Genomic DNA, 15882 nt, shown 5'->3' with positions numbered 1-15882 from the left:
GCTTAAGATTCAGGGGCGGGCCGGAGCGGAGAGGACGGCGGCAGGGGCTTCCCACGGGCAGGGTTGCGAGGCCATGAAGGTCAGCACCTCGCTGATGGGCGCCCGGGGCACCCGCAGTTGCCCGGAGAAGGGATCATCCATCTCCAGCACCAGATAAATGGCGCTGGCGAGACAGGCGATGGCGGCCAGAAAACCGCACAGGACCAGCGGCGTGCGGGGCGCGAACACGCCCAGCAGCCCATAGATCAGCGCCAGCCAGCAGATCACGGCCGCGATGAAGGCCGTCGGCGCCCTGTCGCTGGTGAAATCGCTGATGCGCCAGCGATATTCGAGCAATTGGTGGCCGAGGGACACCAGCGTGCGGCGAATGTCATTCTCCGGCGGCAGGTGCTCCAGCTTGCGCGTCAGATCCAGCAGCACCGCGGAGGCCGGGCGCATGTCCGCACGATCCTCCGCGCCCGCCGCTGCGGGTCCTTGCGGATTCAGCCGTTCCAGCTTGCGCGCCAGGTCCGGCACGGCGGTGGCGGTGCCGGCAAGGGCGGGTGCGGGCCAGGTCTGGGCCAGCAGGTGCTCAATGAAGGCCTTGAGATCGGAGCGCACGGCGCAGGCGGGGCCGCCGAAATTTGTCAGCTCGATGTCCATGCGCATCAGCGTGGTCGCGTACATCTGGACGTCTTTCTCGGCGTCCGAATATTGAAACCGAGCCGAATTGACCATCAGGCCGAGGATCAGGCCGGTCATGGTGGCGACCAGCGCCATGGCGGCCCGCAAGCTCTTGATGGACTCGCCGCTGAGATATTCCGGCGGCAGCCGGCGCGCCAGGAGGGCTCCGCCCCACGCCGCCGCGGCCATGGCGACAAAGGCGATGATGGCCAGGGTCAAGGCATTCATGGCACCCTCGATTCGCGTTCCGGCCGATGCCCCGAGTGGTAGCCATTCCGCCCTCTGCCGCCAACCTTTGCCACCACGTGCATGCCCCGCGGGGCGGATGGCGGTCAGGCTAAAGCGGGGTCAGTAAAAGCTGATGGGGAACCAGCGCAGATAGAGGTCGGCATAGACGCCCTTCTCCCAGATCCTCTGAAGGGCATAGTCGATGGCCCGCTTCAACTGGTCATTGCCGGGCTTCACCGCCACCGCGAGGCCGTCGCCGAAATAGCGGCTCTCCGTAAAGGGCCCGCCTGCGAAGGCACAGCAATTTTCCGAACTGGTGCCGTTGAGCCAGAGCGAAAGCCCGATGCCATCGCCGAACAGCAGGTCCACCTCGCCCGCCTTGACCGCCTCACGGGCGGCGGCAGCGTCGGGAAAGGGACGGATGGCCGCCTCATTGAAGAAGGCCCGCAAATAGGCCTCGTGCGCCGTGCCCTGGACCACCGCCACGCGCTTGGCGGCCACCGCTTCAGGCGTGACCTGGGAGAGCACATTGGCCCGGCGCGCCACAAAACGCGCCGGCGTGCCCAGGTAGCGCTCACTGAAATCCGCTCGCTGCCGGCTCGCGGGCGTGGAGGCAAGGCCGGCAATTACCGCATCGCCCCGGTTCTGCTCCAGCCCGTCCAGCAGCGTGTCGAAGGACACCGCCTGGATGGTGCAGGTGAGGGAAAGCTCGGCGCAGATGGCCCGCGCCAGATCCACGTTGAAACCCAAGAGAGCGCCGTCCTGCCCGACGAAATTGAACGGCGGGTAATCGTCGGAGGTCAGGAAGCGGATGGAGGTGGGCAGCCGGGTGGCATCGGGCCGCTCCACGCGCCGCTCCACGTTCCAGAAATTGGGGACCACCGCGCCCTGGGCCCGCGCCGCCTCCGCCATCGCGCCCAAAAACAGAAGGCCCGCCGCGCACGCCAAAATGCAAGAGATGAGGTTGCACAATCTTGGTGCTGTTCGGATCGGTTGTTTCATCTTACGCTTCGGCAGGCAGGTCTCCCGGGCTGGGAGTGTGGGGGCATGTTGGAAGAGCCGGGCGCGCGCCGCAAGCGATTGGCGCGCGGAGATGAGGCTTTACGTTCCTCGGCAGGGGGAGCGGGCGCGCAGGAACCGGCGCTTCCCCTTGAGCTGGCGGCGCTCGCGCCGCTGCTGGACGCCCCGACCTTGCGCTGGGCCGTTGATCGCGCCCGGGCGGTGGGCGTTGGCGCGGACGAAGTGCTGGTGGCGCACGGGCTCGTTCACGCCGACACGGTCGCCGCCTGGCAAGGGGCGTATCTGGATCTTGCTCCCCCGCCCGGCCCCGCCTTCGGGCTGCCGGAGGCGGCGGGGTCGGCCGCCCTTGCCATGGACTTCGCGCTGGTGGAGCGCCTGCGGGACAATCCGCGGATCTTCTTCGGCGCCCGAGGCCGGTCCCTGCGGCTGGTGCGCCGCGCCGTCCGGGAAGACCCGCATCTGCGGGAGCGGCTGCATCTGGTGTCGCCGGAACGCTTTCGCGCCCAGGTGCGGGCGGAATGCGGCGAGAGGCTGGGCGCGCGGGCGGCTTTCGCCCTCAGGGATTCGGCCCCTCATTTGTCGGCGCAGACGGTGCGGCCGGTTCAGGTCTTGGCCGGCTGGCTGCTGGCGCTGGCCCTCCTGTGCGGTGGTCTGGCGCTGTTCGCGCCCGCCTTGGCAGCCGTCGTCCTTCCTGGCCTGCTGTCTGCCCTTTTCCTCGCCACGCTCGGCCTGAAGGCGGCCGCCTGCCTTGTGCCGGCGGAGGTGGAAATGCCCGGGAGCGGGCAGGCCGATGATGACCGACTTCTGCCGGTCTATACGCTCATCCTGCCGCTCTATCGGGAAGTCGCAGTGCTCCCTCGCCTGCGGGACGCCATGCTGGCACTGGATTATCCGGTGGAGAAGCTCGACATCAAGATCGTGGTCGAGCCCGATGACCTCGACCTGCGCTGCGCCTTGTCCGCCGTGCCCTTGCCGCCTCATTTCGAGGTGCTGGTGGCGCCGGACATCGGGCCGCGCACCAAGCCCAAGGCGCTCAATGTGGCGCTCCCCTTTGCCCGCGGGGCCCTGGTGGCCATCTTCGATGCGGAGGACGTGCCCCATCCCCGGCAACTGCGCGAGGCAGTCGCCGCCTTCGCCAAGGGCGGGCGCCGGCTCGGCTGCGTGCAGGCGCGCCTGGCCATCGACAATGCGGGCGACAGCTTTATCAGCCGGTGCTTCGCGCTTGAATATGCGGTGCAGTTCGATGTGCTGGTGCCGGCGCTCGCCGTGTTCGGCCTGCCCCTGCCGCTGGGCGGCACCTCCAACCATTTCCGGCGCGAGGCGCTGGAGGACGTGGGAGGCTGGGATCCCTTCAACGTCACCGAGGACGCCGATCTCGGCTTGCGGCTGGCACGGATGGGGTGGCGGACGCGGACCATTGCCTCCGCCACGCTGGAGGAAGCGCCGGTCACTGTGGGCGCCTGGCTGCGCCAGAGGGGGCGGTGGATGAAGGGCTGGATGCAGACCTTGATGGTCCACGGCCGCGCTCCGGCTCGCCTGTGCCGGGAGCTTGGCCCGCTCACCACGCTGGGCGCCGCCCTTGTGATGGCCGCTCCGATCCTTGCGGTGCTGGTGCATCCCCTCTGTCTGGCCGTGGTGGCCTATGACATGGGCGCCGGCGGCTTCTGGCGCGCGCCGGCCTCACTGGCGGAGGTGGTCACCTCAGCCATGTGCTATACCAACCTGATGCTGGGCTATGGCGTGATGGCGGCCTCCACCGCTCTGGGGGCCTGGCGCCGGCGTCTGGTGCGGCACCTGTGGGTGCTTCCGCTCATCCCGCTGTACTGGCTGTTGCAGAGCCTTGCCACCTGGCGGGCCGTCCACGGCCTCCTGACGGCACCTCACCATTGGGACAAGACCGAGCATGGCCTTGCCAAGCGTCGCGCCCGCCGCGGGACGGACGCTGCCGGCCGCGCCTCAAAGGTATCGACGTAGATCGGCAGCCGCCTCTGCCGGGGCACGCTTGGCATTGAACGGGGCGAGGAACGCGCCGGACTTGTCCATCAGATAGATCACGGCGGTGTGGTCCATGGTGTAGTCGCCGCCGTCCAACGGGACCTTCCGGGAATAGACCCGATACGCCCGCTTGATGGCGTCGATCTGCTCGGGCGTGCCGCTGAGGCCACGGACTTGGGGATTGAAGGAGCTCAGATAGGCCTTCATCACCTCCGGCGTGTCCCGTTCCGGGTCGACGGTGACGAACAGGGCCTGGACCTTGGGGGCGTCCGGCCCGAGCGCGGCGAGGATTTCCGACATCTCGAACAGGGAGGTCGGGCAGATGTCCGGGCAATGGGTAAAGCCGAAGAAGATCAGCGTCAGCTTGCCCTTGAGATCGGCCTCCGTCACCGGCTTTCCGGTCTGGTCCACCAGCCGAAACGGCCCGCCCACGCTCGCGGTCCCGCCAGCGGTGCCCGTCTGGCGGGAGGGCATGAGGGCCGTCGCCGCGATCACCAGTAGCAAGGCGCCGACAGCGAAGGCCGCCAGGGGAATGAAAAGCTTGGAACGGGGGGGCATGAACAGGCTCCGGGCGGGGCACTTGCAAGGCCCGTGGCCTTGAACGGACAAGAGGTGGCACGGGCGGAAAGGGGAAACGGGTCGGCTTTACCGCATCACAGGCATGTTCCAAGACCCGCGGTGAGCGTATCGAAAAAGACGGTGCCCCCGTGACGCGCCCAAAGCCATCCGGTGCCGACAAGCAGAAGAAGGCCGAGACCCGCCATCAGGCCGATCCGCAGTGGGCTAAGGGCCAGCCCCGCTCTTTCCTCGGCCGCGTCCGCCCGCGGACATAGAGGCGCGCGCCCGCCGTCGCCGGCTGGCAGGAACCCCTTATGGCTGGATACGGACGACATGACCTGTCCACCCCTCCCGGTGCGCGGCCGCCATCTGGTCTTTTAGCTCGCCCCACGCGGTTGCGCCAAGCGGCCGGCGGTTCGGAACGGCCGCGCGTCACGCAATGTTGTAGCGCGCGCCGGCAGAAGCTGTCCTCAGCGTCGGGCCAACTGGCCCCAGGCGATGAGGACGATGATGGCACCCACCACGGCACCGATGAAGCCGGCGCCCTGGCCGGCCTCGTACCAGCCGACCGCCTGGCCGAGATAGGTCGCCACCATGGCGCCCACGATGCCCAGGACCGTGGTCAGGATGAAACCCTGCGGTTCGTTGGGCCCGGAATAGATCAGCTTGGCGATGATGCCCACGATGAAGCCGATGATGATGGTCCACAAAACGCCCATGTGCCCCTCCGCGATGGCATGACCCAAACGGCAAAGTCCGAGTTGGGTTCCCGCCCTCCCGCTTCATCTAGGGCTTTTCCCGCGTCCTGCAACGCCCTCGTCGGTTGACGCCTTCCCCGCATGCGCCTAGTTTGCCGACCATGTGCACCAAGCAGGCAGAGAAGCGGATCGCCATTCCGGCGCTGCGTCGAATTCTCCGCCCGGTCGACCTGGTCGGCCGGGAGAACTGACGCTTTTTCTCTTCCCATCTGCAGTGCGAGTCCTTCCATGTCCCTGCCTTCCGGCACGCCTTCCGGCGTTGTGCCTTCCTATCGTCTCATGGTCGAAGCCGATCCGTCTTCCAATGCGCTGCTGCGCCTCCTGGAGCCTTTCGTGATCCATGATGTGCTGCCCGGCTCGGTCCGCTCCGACCACGCCCATGGGGTGTTGAACATCGAGATCGCCTTTGTGGCCGCTCCCGACCTTGCGGCCCGTCTCCTCGCCCGCATGGAGGCGATGGTGACGGTGCGCGCCGCGGCCCTGGCGTCCGGCGAGCCGACGCTGAGCGCGGCGGCCTGAGATCTCCGCATGGGTGCCATCCTCGCAGACATCGCCCTCGTGGTGCTTCCGGTGTTCGGCGTGGTGGCGATGGGGTTCGTCTCCGCCAAGACGCGGCTCATCTCCGACAAGGCCTCCGACGGCCTGGCCGAATATGTGTTCGGCCTCGCCGTCCCCATTCTCATTTTCAAGACGCTGAGCGAGTCGCGCCTGCCCGAGGCCCAGCCCTGGGGCTATTGGATCGCCTATTTCACCGGCGCCTTCGCGGTGTTCGGCATCGCCATGGTGCTGGCCATCAAGGTGTTTCACCGCAGCCGCACGGAGGCGGTGGTCCACGGCTTCTCCGCCGGGCAGGCCAATACGGTCTTCCTGGGCGTGCCCCTCATCTTGAAGGCCTATGGCGAGGAAGGGGCGGTGCCCCTGTTCCTGCTCATCGCCATCCATCTGCCCGTGATGCTGGTGGCCGCCACCATTCTGGTGGAGGGCAGCGCCGGCATGTCGCTCGCCACCGCCCGCAAGCTGCTGCGCACCCTTGCCCTCAATCCCATCCTGCTCGGCATTTATGCGGGTGGTCTCGCGCGGTTGTTCGGCTTCCAGGCGGCAGGGGTGCCCAAGCAGATCCTCGATCTTGTCGCCGCCTCCGCCTCGCCCTGCGCCCTGATCTCCCTGGGCCTGGCGCTCAATCGCTACGGCATGTCGGGCGACCTGAAGGCCACCGCGATCATTTCCGCCCTGAAGCTCATCGTTCATCCGGCCCTGGTGCTGCTTCTGACCCTGCTTCTGCCCATGCCGCCGGTCTGGGCCGGGGTGGCGGTGCTGTTCGCGGCCATGCCGTGCGGCATCAATGCCTATCTGCTGGCGCAGCGGTACGGGGCCGGCGTGCAGACGAGCGCCAGCGCGGTGTCGCTGTCCACCGCCTTCGGCCTCATCACCATCGCCTTCTGGCTCTATATCCTCGGCGTCGGCTGAGGGCCTTCACGCAAAGCCAAGCTGGGCGCGCACTGCCCCCGCGGTGACGCCGGATCGCCGCAGATCGCTCAGGCTCTTGGAGCCGGCGCTCTTGGCCAGCTTGCGGCCATCGTCGCCGAGGATCAGCCGGTGATGGTGATAGACGGGGGCGGGCAAGCCGAGGAGGTTCTGCAACAGCCGATGCACCGCGGTCGCGGCCCTCAGGTCCGCGCCCCGGATGACGTGGCTGATCTCCTGCTCCGCATCATCGACCACCACGCACAGGTGATAGCTGCCCGGCACGTCGCGGCGGGCGAGGATCACATCGCCCCAGGCGGCCGGGTCCGCGGCCACCGTCCCCGGCGGCGCGAGGGCATCGCCCGGCGCCTCCCTCCAGGACAGTCCGGTCCCGGCAAGATCCAGCGCCGCGGCCATGTGGAGACGCAGAACATGGGGCGCTCCGTCCGCGCGCCGTCGCTCCCGCTCGCCGTCCGACAGGCTGTCGCGCCGGAAAGGATAGAGCGGCGCGCCATCGGGATCCCGCGGCCAGGGCGCCGCCCGGTCTCGCCGGCTCACCTCCTGCGCGATCTCCGCCCGGCTCTCGAAGGCGGGATAGAGCAGTCCGGCCTGCTCCAGGCGCGCCAGCGCCGCCGCATAGGCGGGCCGATGGGTGCTCTGGTGGCGCGGCGGATCCTTGGGCAAGATGCCCAGCCATGCGAGGTCCTCGACGATGCCGGCGATGAAATCGGGTCGGGATCGGGTGGCGTCGATATCCTCGATGCGCAAGAGAACGGACCCGCCCGCGCGACGGGCTGCGTCGTGGTTCACGAGGGCGGAATAGGCATGGCCGAGATGCAGGCGGCCATTGGGACTGGGAGCGAACCGGCAGCGGAAGGTCATGATGTGGCTCGGAAGGCGCCCCTTGCGCGAGGCCGGCGCCTCGCCGACGTCTTTTGCCGGATCAGGGCGCCGCTGTCGATCAGGAGGGACCCCAATGAACATGGCGTTGACGGAGCCGCAGCTCCACGATCAGGCCACCTTCGACACGGCATTCGACGCATTGCTTGTGCTCGATCCGCGCCTCCAGCCGCTGGCCGACCTCACGGGGCGTCCGACCTTGCGCCGGCGCGCGCCGGGCTTCGAGGGGCTCACCGCGGTGGTGGTGGCGCAGCAATTGTCGGTGGCAGCGGCCCGTTCCATTCAGAAGAAGCTTGAGGCCGCCTTCGATGGTCCGCCGACGCCGGCGGCGCTGCTGGCGGCGGGGGACGGGGACCTGCGGGCGGCTGGCCTCTCCGCGCCCAAGATCCGCACCCTGAAGGGCATCGCCGCCTCCCTCGTGTCCGGGGCCGTGGATCTCGCTCAGGTGGCGCACATGGAGGCGGATGCGGCAGCGGCGTATCTCACCCGCCTGCCGGGCATCGGCACCTGGACGGCGGACATTTATCTCCTGTTCTGCCTGGGGCGCGGCGATGCCTTCCCCCATGGGGATCTGGCGCTGCAGGTGGCGGCGGGGGAGGGGCTCGGCCTGCCCGGCCGCGCGTCGGCGGTGGGTCTGCAAGCCATCGCGGAGGATTGGCGACCCTTCCGGGGCGTGGCGGCCCATCTCCTGTGGGCCTATTATGGCGTCCGTCGTGCCCGTCTGGGCGCTCCCGCCTGAAGGTTTCCCATGCCGATCATTGATGGTCCCCGTCTCCAGCCCCGGTCCGGCGGCGCGCCCGATGCCCTGGTGGTTCTCCTGCATGGCTATGGCGCGGATGGGCGCGACCTGATCGATCTGGGCGCCGCCTGGGGTGAACTGCTGCCGGGGGTCGCCTTCGTCGCCCCGCATGCCCCCGAGCCGTGCGGGCAGGCGCCCGTGGGGCGGCAATGGTTCGACCTGACCGACCTTGATCCGCGCGAGCTGGCGCTGGGCGCCCGGGCCGCAGCGCCCGGCCTTGCCGCCTTCATCGGTGCCGAGCGCCGGCGCCTGGGGTTGCCGGCGGATCGGGTCGCCCTGATGGGCTTCAGCCAGGGCTGCATGATGGCGCTTCAAGTGGCGCTCACTGGCCCGGAGCGGTTTGCCGCCGTGCTCGGCTATTCCGGCGCCTTCGTGGGGGGCGGCGAAACGCTGCGGGCCGATCCCCCGCCCATCCTGCTCATTCATGGCACCGACGACGATGTGGTGCCCGCGCCCTTGATGCTGGCGTCTGCCAATGGCCTTGCCGCCGCCGACGTGCCGCTGCAATGGCACCTGTGCCCGGGGCTCGGGCACGGCATCGACGAGGAGAGCCTCAGCCTCGGCGGGGATTTCCTGGCGGCGCACCTCCCCGGCACCGTCCGCGCTTCACAAGACTGACACGGTCCATGTAGACTATGCCGGCGCGCCGGTCGGGGGCGTCCCGAATCGGCAAAGTTGGGGCGGGGAGTTCGATCCTTGACCGCTGCCGTATCGCCTGGAGCTTGGCCTGCACTGGTGCTCAACGCGGATTACCGCCCGCTGAGCTACTATCCTCTGTCTGTCTGGTCCTGGCAGGATGCCATCAAGGCAGTGTTCCTGGACCGGGTGAATATCGTCGAATATTACGACAAGGCGGTACGAAGTCCGGGCTTCGAGATTCGCCTGCCCAGTGTCGTTTCGCTGCGGACCTTCGTCCGGCCCGCCCGCAACCCCGCCTTCACCCGCTTCAACGTTTTCCTGCGCGACCGCTTCACCTGCCAATATTGCGGCTCCCGCGAGGACCTGACCTTCGACCACGTCATTCCCCGGTCGCGCGGCGGCCAGACCACCTGGGAAAACGTCGTCGCCGCCTGCTCTCCCTGCAATCTGCGCAAAGGCTCCGCCATGCCGGCGGACGCGGACATGTGGCCGGCACAGGCGCCGTTCCAGCCCACGGTGCACGACTTGCACCAGAACGGCCGCCACTTCCCACCCAACTATCTGCATCAGAGCTGGCTGGACTATCTCTACTGGGACACCGAGCTGGACCCGTAGGTCCTGCAACGCCTCAGCGGCGGCCGCGCGCCGGGAGCGCGCCCAGGGCGGCAATGGCCGCCAGGGCCAGGGCGATCAGGGCGTTCCAGCCGGCCATGGAAATGCCGAACAGACGCCAGGCCGCTTCGTCACAGCGCGGCACGTGGGCGGTCTTCAGCGCCGCCATGATGTCCCCCACCGCCACCGGCGCGCTGCCGGTGCATGTGGTTGGACCCTGCCAGAAGTGCCATTCGACACCCGCATGATAGATGGCCAGGCCGGCATTGCCGAGCATCAGGAGGGCCAGCAGCGCGAGCCCCACCCGCGGCGCGCGCTCATAGCCCCGCGCGATCAGGATCGCGAGGCCGAGCGCCACGGGCACCGCAATATAATAGGCGATGCGCTGGTCGAGGCAGAGCGGGCAGGGGGCAAGGCCCACCACCAGCTGGAAGAACCAGGCCGCCGCCAGCGCGAAGGTGGCGCCCAGCGATACCAGCAGGCTGGCCGTCCTCGGGGCTCGCAAGTCCATGACTTTGATCTCGAATGAGCTGCGGCGCAGCGGTGCGCGGGGTCGAGTAGCGGAGGCGGGCGCGGGAGTCCACCACCCCCGCATTCACAAGCAAGGCATTGGTGCCATTGAATTACATTAGTGCAACTACAATCTATAACGGTAGCAAATCGCCGCCCGATCCGTTATATCCGTATGTTCATGAGCGCGGAGACGGGGTGCCGGGATCCGCAGGTCGATTGCCAGATTCGAGATTGTAGATACGACGATGACCGAGATGACACGTATCAGAGCCGGCATCGGCGACGGCGTGGCGCTCCGCAGCTCGACTGTCGACGGGGACGCGGTTCTCCCGGTGGCGCAGCTGCGCGACGTGACGTCTGCCCGGCGCACCGGCTGTCCTTTTCATGATGTGCGCGAGATGCTCCGCGAGGTTGGTCTGCGTCCTACCCGCCAGCGTTTGGCTCTGGGTTGGCTTTTGTTCGCCAAGGGTGACCGCCATGTGACAGCGGAAATGCTGCACGAGGAGGCCATCCGCGCCCGCTTCCCGGTCTCGCTGGCCACCGTCTACAACACCTTGCACCAGTTCACCGAAGTGAGCCTGCTGCGCGAAGTGGCCGTGGACGGGTCGAAGACCTATTTCGATACCAACGCGTCGGACCACTACCACTTCTACGTGGAAGGCCATAACGAGCTGGTGGACATCCCCTCCGCCCAGGTGGCCGTGGACCGCCTGCCCGAGCCGCCCGAAGGCTTTGAGGTGGCTCGTGTGGATGTGGTGGTGCGCCTGCGCCGCAAGTCTTCCAAGGCCTGATTTTCAGCAAATGCGGCGGTGCGCCTGCGGCGCGCCGGCCTTTGAAGCATGCAGCCCCGCGCTCTGGCGCTTTAGACGGGGCTGCATTCGCCTTTTGTGAGGCTGAATTTGCGTCCGCCGGCGCGGCCGCTTCCTTGCCCTCAGCCTGACACCGGCCAGCTTGATCCTGGCCCCTCGCGCCTCCTGGCGTTGGCGCGTCGTGACCATCCAGCCCGATTTTGCTCGCCGCCGAGGCCGATCGTCCCTATCTTAGGGCGTGCAGGCGTGTGCTGCGTGCGCCTTGGGCCTCCCCAAAACCGACGGAGAACAGACTCACCCTTTCGCAAGAAGGATCGCGAAGTCATGTCCTCACACACCCCTGCAGAGCCCCGCAGCCAGCGTGGTTCGGGTTTTCTGCGCCGCTTCATGGCCAGTGAATCTTCCGGCGGCCTGGTTCTCATGGCCGCGGCTGTTCTTGCCCTCCTCATCGCCAATTCGCCGGCTGCCCCATCCTACTTCCAAGCCCTTGAGATCTATGTGGCCGGCCTGTCGATCCAGCATTGGATCAATGATGCCCTGATGGCGGTCTTCTTCCTGCTGGTGGGCCTGGAAATCAAACGCGAGGTCATCGGCGGCCAGCTGGCCACCTGGCAGGCCCGCATCCTGCCGGGCCTTGGGGCTCTCGGCGGCATGTTGGCGCCGGCCTTGATCTATCTGGTGTTCAACGCCTCTTCGCCGAAGACGGCAGCCGGCTGGGCCATCCCCGCGGCCACCGACATTGCCTTTGCCCTGGGTGTGCTGTCGCTGCTGGGCCCCCGGGTGCCGGTCTCGCTGAAGGTCTTCCTCACCGCGCTGGCGATCATTGACGACCTCGGGGCCGTCCTCATCATCGCCTTCTTCTACACCGCCGAGTTGAACCTGATGGCGCTTCTCGGGGCGGGGATCGTCACGGCTGTGCTGGTCGCCATGAACCGGCTGGGCGTCGTCCGCCTGCCTGTCTATCTCGCCCTTGGCGCGGTGCTGTGGTTCCTCGTGCTGGTCTCGGGTGTGCATGCCACCCTGGCGGGTGTGGTCCTGGCGCTGACCATTCCGCTGGTGACCGGCGGTCCCGACTTGCAGAAGGAGGAGCCGCCGCTGCTCAGGCTGGAGCACGCCATCGTTCCCTGGGTGTCCTTCGCCATCGTGCCGGTCTTCGGCTTTGCCAATGCCGGCGTTTCGTTCGCCGGCTTCAGCCTCTCGTCCCTGCTCGATCCGGTGCCGCTCGGCATTGCCGCCGGCCTATTCTTTGGCAAGCAGCTGGGGGTGTTCGGCTGCGTGGTGCTGGCGGTGAAGGCCGGCTGGGCGAGCCTGCCCGAGCGGGCGACCTGGATCCAGGTCTATGGCGTCGCGCTTTTGTGCGGCATCGGCTTCACCATGAGCCTGTTCATCGGCCTGCTGGCCTTCCCGGTGGAGAAGCTGCTGCAGGACGAGGTGAAGCTTGGCGTCCTGATGGGGTCCGTCGCCTCGGGCGTGGCTGGGGCGCTGGCCCTGCATTTCGGCCGCTCCCGCATGCCGGCCCATAGCGCCGCCGCTTGAGGGCAGCGGCAGCTCCTTCGCGCGCGCCGTCCCTCTGGGCCAGTGCGCGCGCGGCGGCCTATTCCACCTTTTCGTTGGGATAGACGCCCCAAAGCTGGCTCTGCTCGATATAGCCGTCAAAGCCCGGGCCGATGAAGCGGCACCATTTGCCGTCGCAGCTCTTGAGCGTGCCGAGAACGCCATGCTCGAGCTGGGCTTCCACCTTGGCGTCGGTCTTGGGCTCGCTCTTCAAGGCCACCGTGCCGGTCTTGTTCCAGGGCGCCACCAGGGCCGTGCGGCGGCCGGACAGCATGGAATGATAGACCCACCCTTCCGAGCCTTCCGCATCGCGAATGCGGCGCCAGGTCTCGAATTCGGCGGTGATCTCCACTGGCAGGCCGGCGCGGGAGAACACCCAGGCCACGTCCTGGTTCTTGTTGGGGCCGTTGCGCACATTCACCTTGTCGGCCTTGAGCGAGACGAAACGGGGAACGGGCAGACCCGTGCCGCCCTCTTCGGCGCCGTGCGCCAGTCCGCCCGCGACGATCAGCATCGCCGTCGCCAGCAGAGCGGCGGCCGTGTTCGGCCGGAAGGAGGCTTTTCCCGACATCGGCATGGTCCGGGGATCCCTTTCAATGGTGTCCAGGTCGTCCCTGCATGTGTCTTACAGAAACATGAATCTTGTCTTCACGCCGGCGGGCCCCGCCAAGCGGCCCCTGAGGTGCGCCTGTCGGGGGGGCTGCGTCAAGGCACCGGCCTCTCACACCCTTTGTCTTTCCCCGATGGTCTGCTAGAGGGGGTGAGAAGTGTTGAAAATTCGGGACGGGGAAGCACATGGGGCGCCGCAAACCGCTCGTCGTCGTCACGCGTAAGTTGCCTGACACGGTCGAGACGCGCATGCGTGAATTGTTCGACGCTCGCCTCAACATCGACGATACGCCGATGGACCAGGCGGCGCTGGTGGAGGCGGTGAAGACCGCCGACGTGCTGGTGCCCACGGTCACCGATCGGATCGATTCGGCGGTGTTGTCGCAGGCGGGCGAAAATCTGCGCCTGATCGCCTCGTTCTCGAATGGTGTCGACCATATCGACGTGGCCAGCGCGCTCAATCGCGGCATCACGGTCACCAACACGCCCGGCGTCCTCACCGAGGACACGGCGGATATGACCATGGCGCTCATCCTCTCCGTGCCCCGGCGCCTCGCCGAGGGGGCGCAGCTGATGACCTCCGAGCCCGAGGAATGGTCCGGCTGGTCGCCCACCTGGATGCTCGGCCGGCGGATCTGGGGCAAGCGCCTCGGCATCATCGGCATGGGTCGCATCGGTCAGGCCGTGGCGCGCCGCGCCAAGGCGTTCGGCCTTCAGATCCACTATCACAACCGCCGTCACCTGCCGGCCGCCATCGAGGAATCGCTGGAAGCGACCTATTGGGACAGCCTCGACCAGATGCTGGCCCGCATGGACATCGTGTCGGTGAACTGCCCGCACACGCCGGCCACCTATCACCTCCTCTCGGCCCGTCGCCTCAAGCTCCTGAAGCCGGACGCCTATGTGGTGAACACCGCCCGCGGCGAGGTGATCGACGAGAATGCCCTGACGCGCATGCTGGAAGCCGGCGAGATCGCCGGTGCCGGCCTCGACGTGTTCGAGCACGAGCCGGCGGTCAATCCCAAGCTCATCCGCCTGGCCAAGCAGGGCAAGGTGGTGCTGCTGCCGCACCTGGGGTCCGCGACCCTGGAAGGCCGCGTGGACATGGGCGAGAAGGTGATCGTCAACATCAAGACGTTCATGGACGGCCACCGTCCGCCGGACCGCGTGCTGCCCTCCATGCTGTGAGGGCGGGCGCGCCTGTGCAATTCCCCCGGTTGCCGACCGCCGCCGGGCCCGTTATTTAGGCGACCAATTCGCATCAAGGCGACCCGTCGGCCACTAGGCCGGCGGGGAGACGCCGAGCGTCGGGCCGATGGAGCCGGCGCCGGGAGGACAAGGGTCATGTTGGACCGGTTGGAGATCGCTGGAGCCGTCTCCCGCACCGTAGGCCGTCGAACCGGGCGCACCGCCCGAAAATGACGGCGGCCCGGCGCGCCGCGAAATCGCGCCCGTTCCACCCCTTTCCCAGATCAGAATAGAAAGACACGAGCCATGGCTCGGCTGGTGATGAAGTTCGGCGGCACCTCGGTCGCCACAATCGATCGCATCCGCAATGTGGCGCGCCATGTGAAGCGCGAAGTGGAGGCGGGCTATTCGGTCGCCGTGGTGGTCTCCGCCATGTCCGGCAAGACCAACGAGCTGGTGGGCTGGTGCCGCGAGGCGGCGCCGCTGCACGATGCCCGCGAATATGACGCCGTGGTCGCGTCCGGCGAGCAGGTGACCTCCGGCCTCCTGGCCATCACGCTCCAGAACATGGGCCTGAACGCCCGCTCCTGGCAGGGCTGGCAGATCCCCATTTCCACCGACGATGCCCACGGTTCCGCCCGCATCCTGGACATCAACGGCGAGGCGCTCGGCGATCAGATCGATGGGGGCGAGGTGGCGGTGATCGCCGGCTTCCAGGGGATCCACCTGCCGTCGGGGCGCATTACCACCCTCGGTCGCGGCGGCTCCGATACCAGCGCGGTGGCGGTGGCGGCGGCGCTGGGCGCCGAGCGCTGCGACATCTATACGGACGTGGACGGTGTCTATACCACCGACCCGCGCGTGGTGCCGAAGGCCCGACGGCTCGGCTCCATCGCTTTTGAGGAAATGCTGGAAATGGCGTCGCTGGGCGCCAAGGTGCTCCAGGTGCGCTCAGTGGAGCTCGCCATGGTGCACAAGGTGCGCACCTTCGTGCGTTCCAGCTTCGAGGACCCTGACGCCCCGCACATGAAGACGGTGGAAGCGGCCGGCACGCTGATCTGCGACGAGGAGGAAATCGTGGCCAAGCAGATGGAATCCCAGGTCGTCACCGGCATTGCCTTCGCCCGCGACGAGGCCCAGGTCTCGATCCGCCGCGTCGCCGACAAGCCGGGCATTGCCGCGGCCGTGTTCGGCCCGCTGGCCGAGGCGCACATCAATGTGGACATGATCGTCCAGAACGTCTCGGCAGACGGCTTCACCGACATCACCTTCACCGTGCCCACCGCCGATTTCGAGCGCGCCAAGGCGGCGCTTGGCGCCGCGCGGGAGGCCATCGGCTACCAGACGCTGGAAGGCGAGACCGACGTGGTGAAGGTGTCGGTGATCGGCATCGGCATGCGCTCGCACGCAGGCGTTGCAGCGGACGCCTTCCGGGCGCTCGCGGCCAAGGGCATCAACATCCGTGCCATCACCACGTCCGAGATCAAGATTTCCATCCTGATCGATGCGGCTTATACCGAGCTTGCGGTGCGGACTCTGCATTCGCTATACGGACTGGATAGCTGACGTTCTG

At 67.6% G+C, this 15882-nt stretch carries 17 protein-coding genes; 10 read left to right on the top strand and 7 right to left on the bottom strand.

Annotation, left to right across the window (positions count from 1 at the left end; genetic code table 11):
- Positions 1-9: 9 nt before the first annotated feature.
- Together ACT54L_RS03980 and ACT54L_RS03975 are read right to left on the bottom strand one after the other, a co-directional pair.
- A complete protein-coding gene (locus ACT54L_RS03980; protein ID WP_476084233.1) occupies positions 10-891 on the bottom strand; it encodes a bestrophin-like domain in 882 nt (293 codons plus the stop codon).
- 120 nt (positions 892-1011) lie between these two features.
- A complete protein-coding gene (locus tag ACT54L_RS03975; RefSeq protein ID WP_476084232.1) occupies positions 1012-1803 on the bottom strand; it encodes a transporter substrate-binding domain-containing protein in 792 nt (263 codons plus the stop codon).
- 135 nt (positions 1804-1938) lie between these two features.
- Between ACT54L_RS03975 and ACT54L_RS03970 the strand changes: the two genes are divergently transcribed.
- Entirely contained in the window at positions 1939-3885 is a 1947-nt protein-coding gene (locus ACT54L_RS03970; protein WP_476084231.1) for a glycosyltransferase family 2 protein, read from the top strand.
- Here the strand turns inward: ACT54L_RS03970 and ACT54L_RS03965 are convergent.
- Positions 3868-4464 (bottom strand): SCO family protein, encoded by a 597-nt coding sequence (locus ACT54L_RS03965; protein WP_476084230.1) that lies wholly within the window; start codon positions 4462-4464, stop codon positions 3868-3870. The genes ACT54L_RS03970 and ACT54L_RS03965 overlap by 18 nt on opposite strands.
- A gap of 470 nt (positions 4465-4934) precedes the next feature.
- Positions 4935-5183, bottom strand: coding sequence for a GlsB/YeaQ/YmgE family stress response membrane protein (locus ACT54L_RS03960; RefSeq protein WP_476084229.1), 249 nt, complete (start codon positions 5181-5183; stop codon positions 4935-4937).
- A 267-nt stretch (positions 5184-5450) separates the two neighbouring features.
- On the opposite strand from ACT54L_RS03960, the gene ACT54L_RS03955 reads away from it, so the two are divergent.
- Complete coding sequence (locus ACT54L_RS03955; RefSeq protein ID WP_476084228.1) at positions 5451-5741, top strand: hypothetical protein; 291 nt, start codon at positions 5451-5453, stop codon at positions 5739-5741.
- A gap of 9 nt (positions 5742-5750) precedes the next feature.
- Positions 5751-6689, top strand: coding sequence for an AEC family transporter (locus ACT54L_RS03950; RefSeq protein WP_476084227.1), 939 nt, complete (start codon positions 5751-5753; stop codon positions 6687-6689).
- A 6-nt stretch (positions 6690-6695) separates the two neighbouring features.
- On the opposite strand, the gene gluQRS is transcribed toward ACT54L_RS03950, so the two are convergent.
- Entirely contained in the window at positions 6696-7568 is an 873-nt protein-coding gene (gene gluQRS / locus ACT54L_RS03945) for a tRNA glutamyl-Q(34) synthetase GluQRS (protein ID WP_476084226.1), read from the bottom strand.
- Positions 7569-7662: 94 nt separating this feature from the next.
- On the opposite strand from gluQRS, the gene ACT54L_RS03940 reads away from it, so the two are divergent.
- The 3 genes from ACT54L_RS03940 to ACT54L_RS03930 all read left to right on the top strand — a co-directional run bounded on the left by ACT54L_RS03940 (position 7663) and on the right by ACT54L_RS03930 (position 9639).
- Positions 7663-8325 carry a DNA-3-methyladenine glycosylase family protein gene (locus ACT54L_RS03940; protein WP_476084225.1) on the top strand — a complete coding sequence of 221 codons (663 nt, stop codon included), beginning with the start codon at positions 7663-7665 and terminating at the stop codon, positions 8323-8325.
- Positions 8326-8334: 9 nt separating this feature from the next.
- Complete coding sequence (locus ACT54L_RS03935) at positions 8335-9003, top strand: alpha/beta hydrolase (protein ID WP_476084224.1); 669 nt, start codon at positions 8335-8337, stop codon at positions 9001-9003.
- A 78-nt stretch (positions 9004-9081) separates the two neighbouring features.
- Positions 9082-9639, top strand: a complete 558-nt coding sequence (locus ACT54L_RS03930) for an HNH endonuclease (protein ID WP_476084223.1) — start codon at positions 9082-9084, stop codon at positions 9637-9639.
- Positions 9640-9652: 13 nt separating this feature from the next.
- On the opposite strand, the gene ACT54L_RS03925 is transcribed toward ACT54L_RS03930, so the two are convergent.
- A complete protein-coding gene (locus tag ACT54L_RS03925) occupies positions 9653-10147 on the bottom strand; it encodes a disulfide bond formation protein B (RefSeq protein WP_476084222.1) in 495 nt (164 codons plus the stop codon).
- Between the two features lie 256 nt (positions 10148-10403).
- Here ACT54L_RS03925 and irrA point away from each other — a divergent pair, with 256 nt between their 5' ends.
- Both irrA and nhaA read left to right on the top strand, forming a co-directional pair.
- The gene (irrA, locus tag ACT54L_RS03920) at positions 10404-10940 is read left to right on the top strand and encodes an iron response transcriptional regulator IrrA (protein WP_476084221.1); all 537 of its coding nucleotides are present in this window, start codon (positions 10404-10406) and stop codon (positions 10938-10940) included.
- 342 nt (positions 10941-11282) lie between these two features.
- Complete coding sequence (gene nhaA, locus ACT54L_RS03915; protein ID WP_476084220.1) at positions 11283-12494, top strand: Na+/H+ antiporter NhaA; 1212 nt, start codon at positions 11283-11285, stop codon at positions 12492-12494.
- Between the two features lie 58 nt (positions 12495-12552).
- Here nhaA and ACT54L_RS03910 read toward each other — a convergent pair whose 3' ends face one another.
- Positions 12553-13083: an SH3 domain-containing protein gene (locus tag ACT54L_RS03910; RefSeq protein WP_476084219.1), complete on the bottom strand. Its 531-nt coding sequence runs from the start codon at positions 13081-13083 to the stop codon at positions 12553-12555.
- Positions 13084-13307: 224 nt separating this feature from the next.
- On the opposite strand from ACT54L_RS03910, the gene ACT54L_RS03905 reads away from it, so the two are divergent.
- Positions 13308-14309 (top strand): 2-hydroxyacid dehydrogenase, encoded by a 1002-nt coding sequence (locus tag ACT54L_RS03905; RefSeq protein ID WP_476084218.1) that lies wholly within the window; start codon positions 13308-13310, stop codon positions 14307-14309.
- Positions 14310-14615: 306 nt separating this feature from the next.
- A complete protein-coding gene (locus ACT54L_RS03900; protein WP_476084217.1) occupies positions 14616-15875 on the top strand; it encodes an aspartate kinase in 1260 nt (419 codons plus the stop codon).
- Positions 15876-15882: the final 7 nt, after the last annotated feature.

The sequence above is a fragment of the Aquabacter sp. DMC10 genome, assembly GCF_056314145.1.
This window is presented reverse-complemented; position numbering and strand designations above follow the sequence as displayed.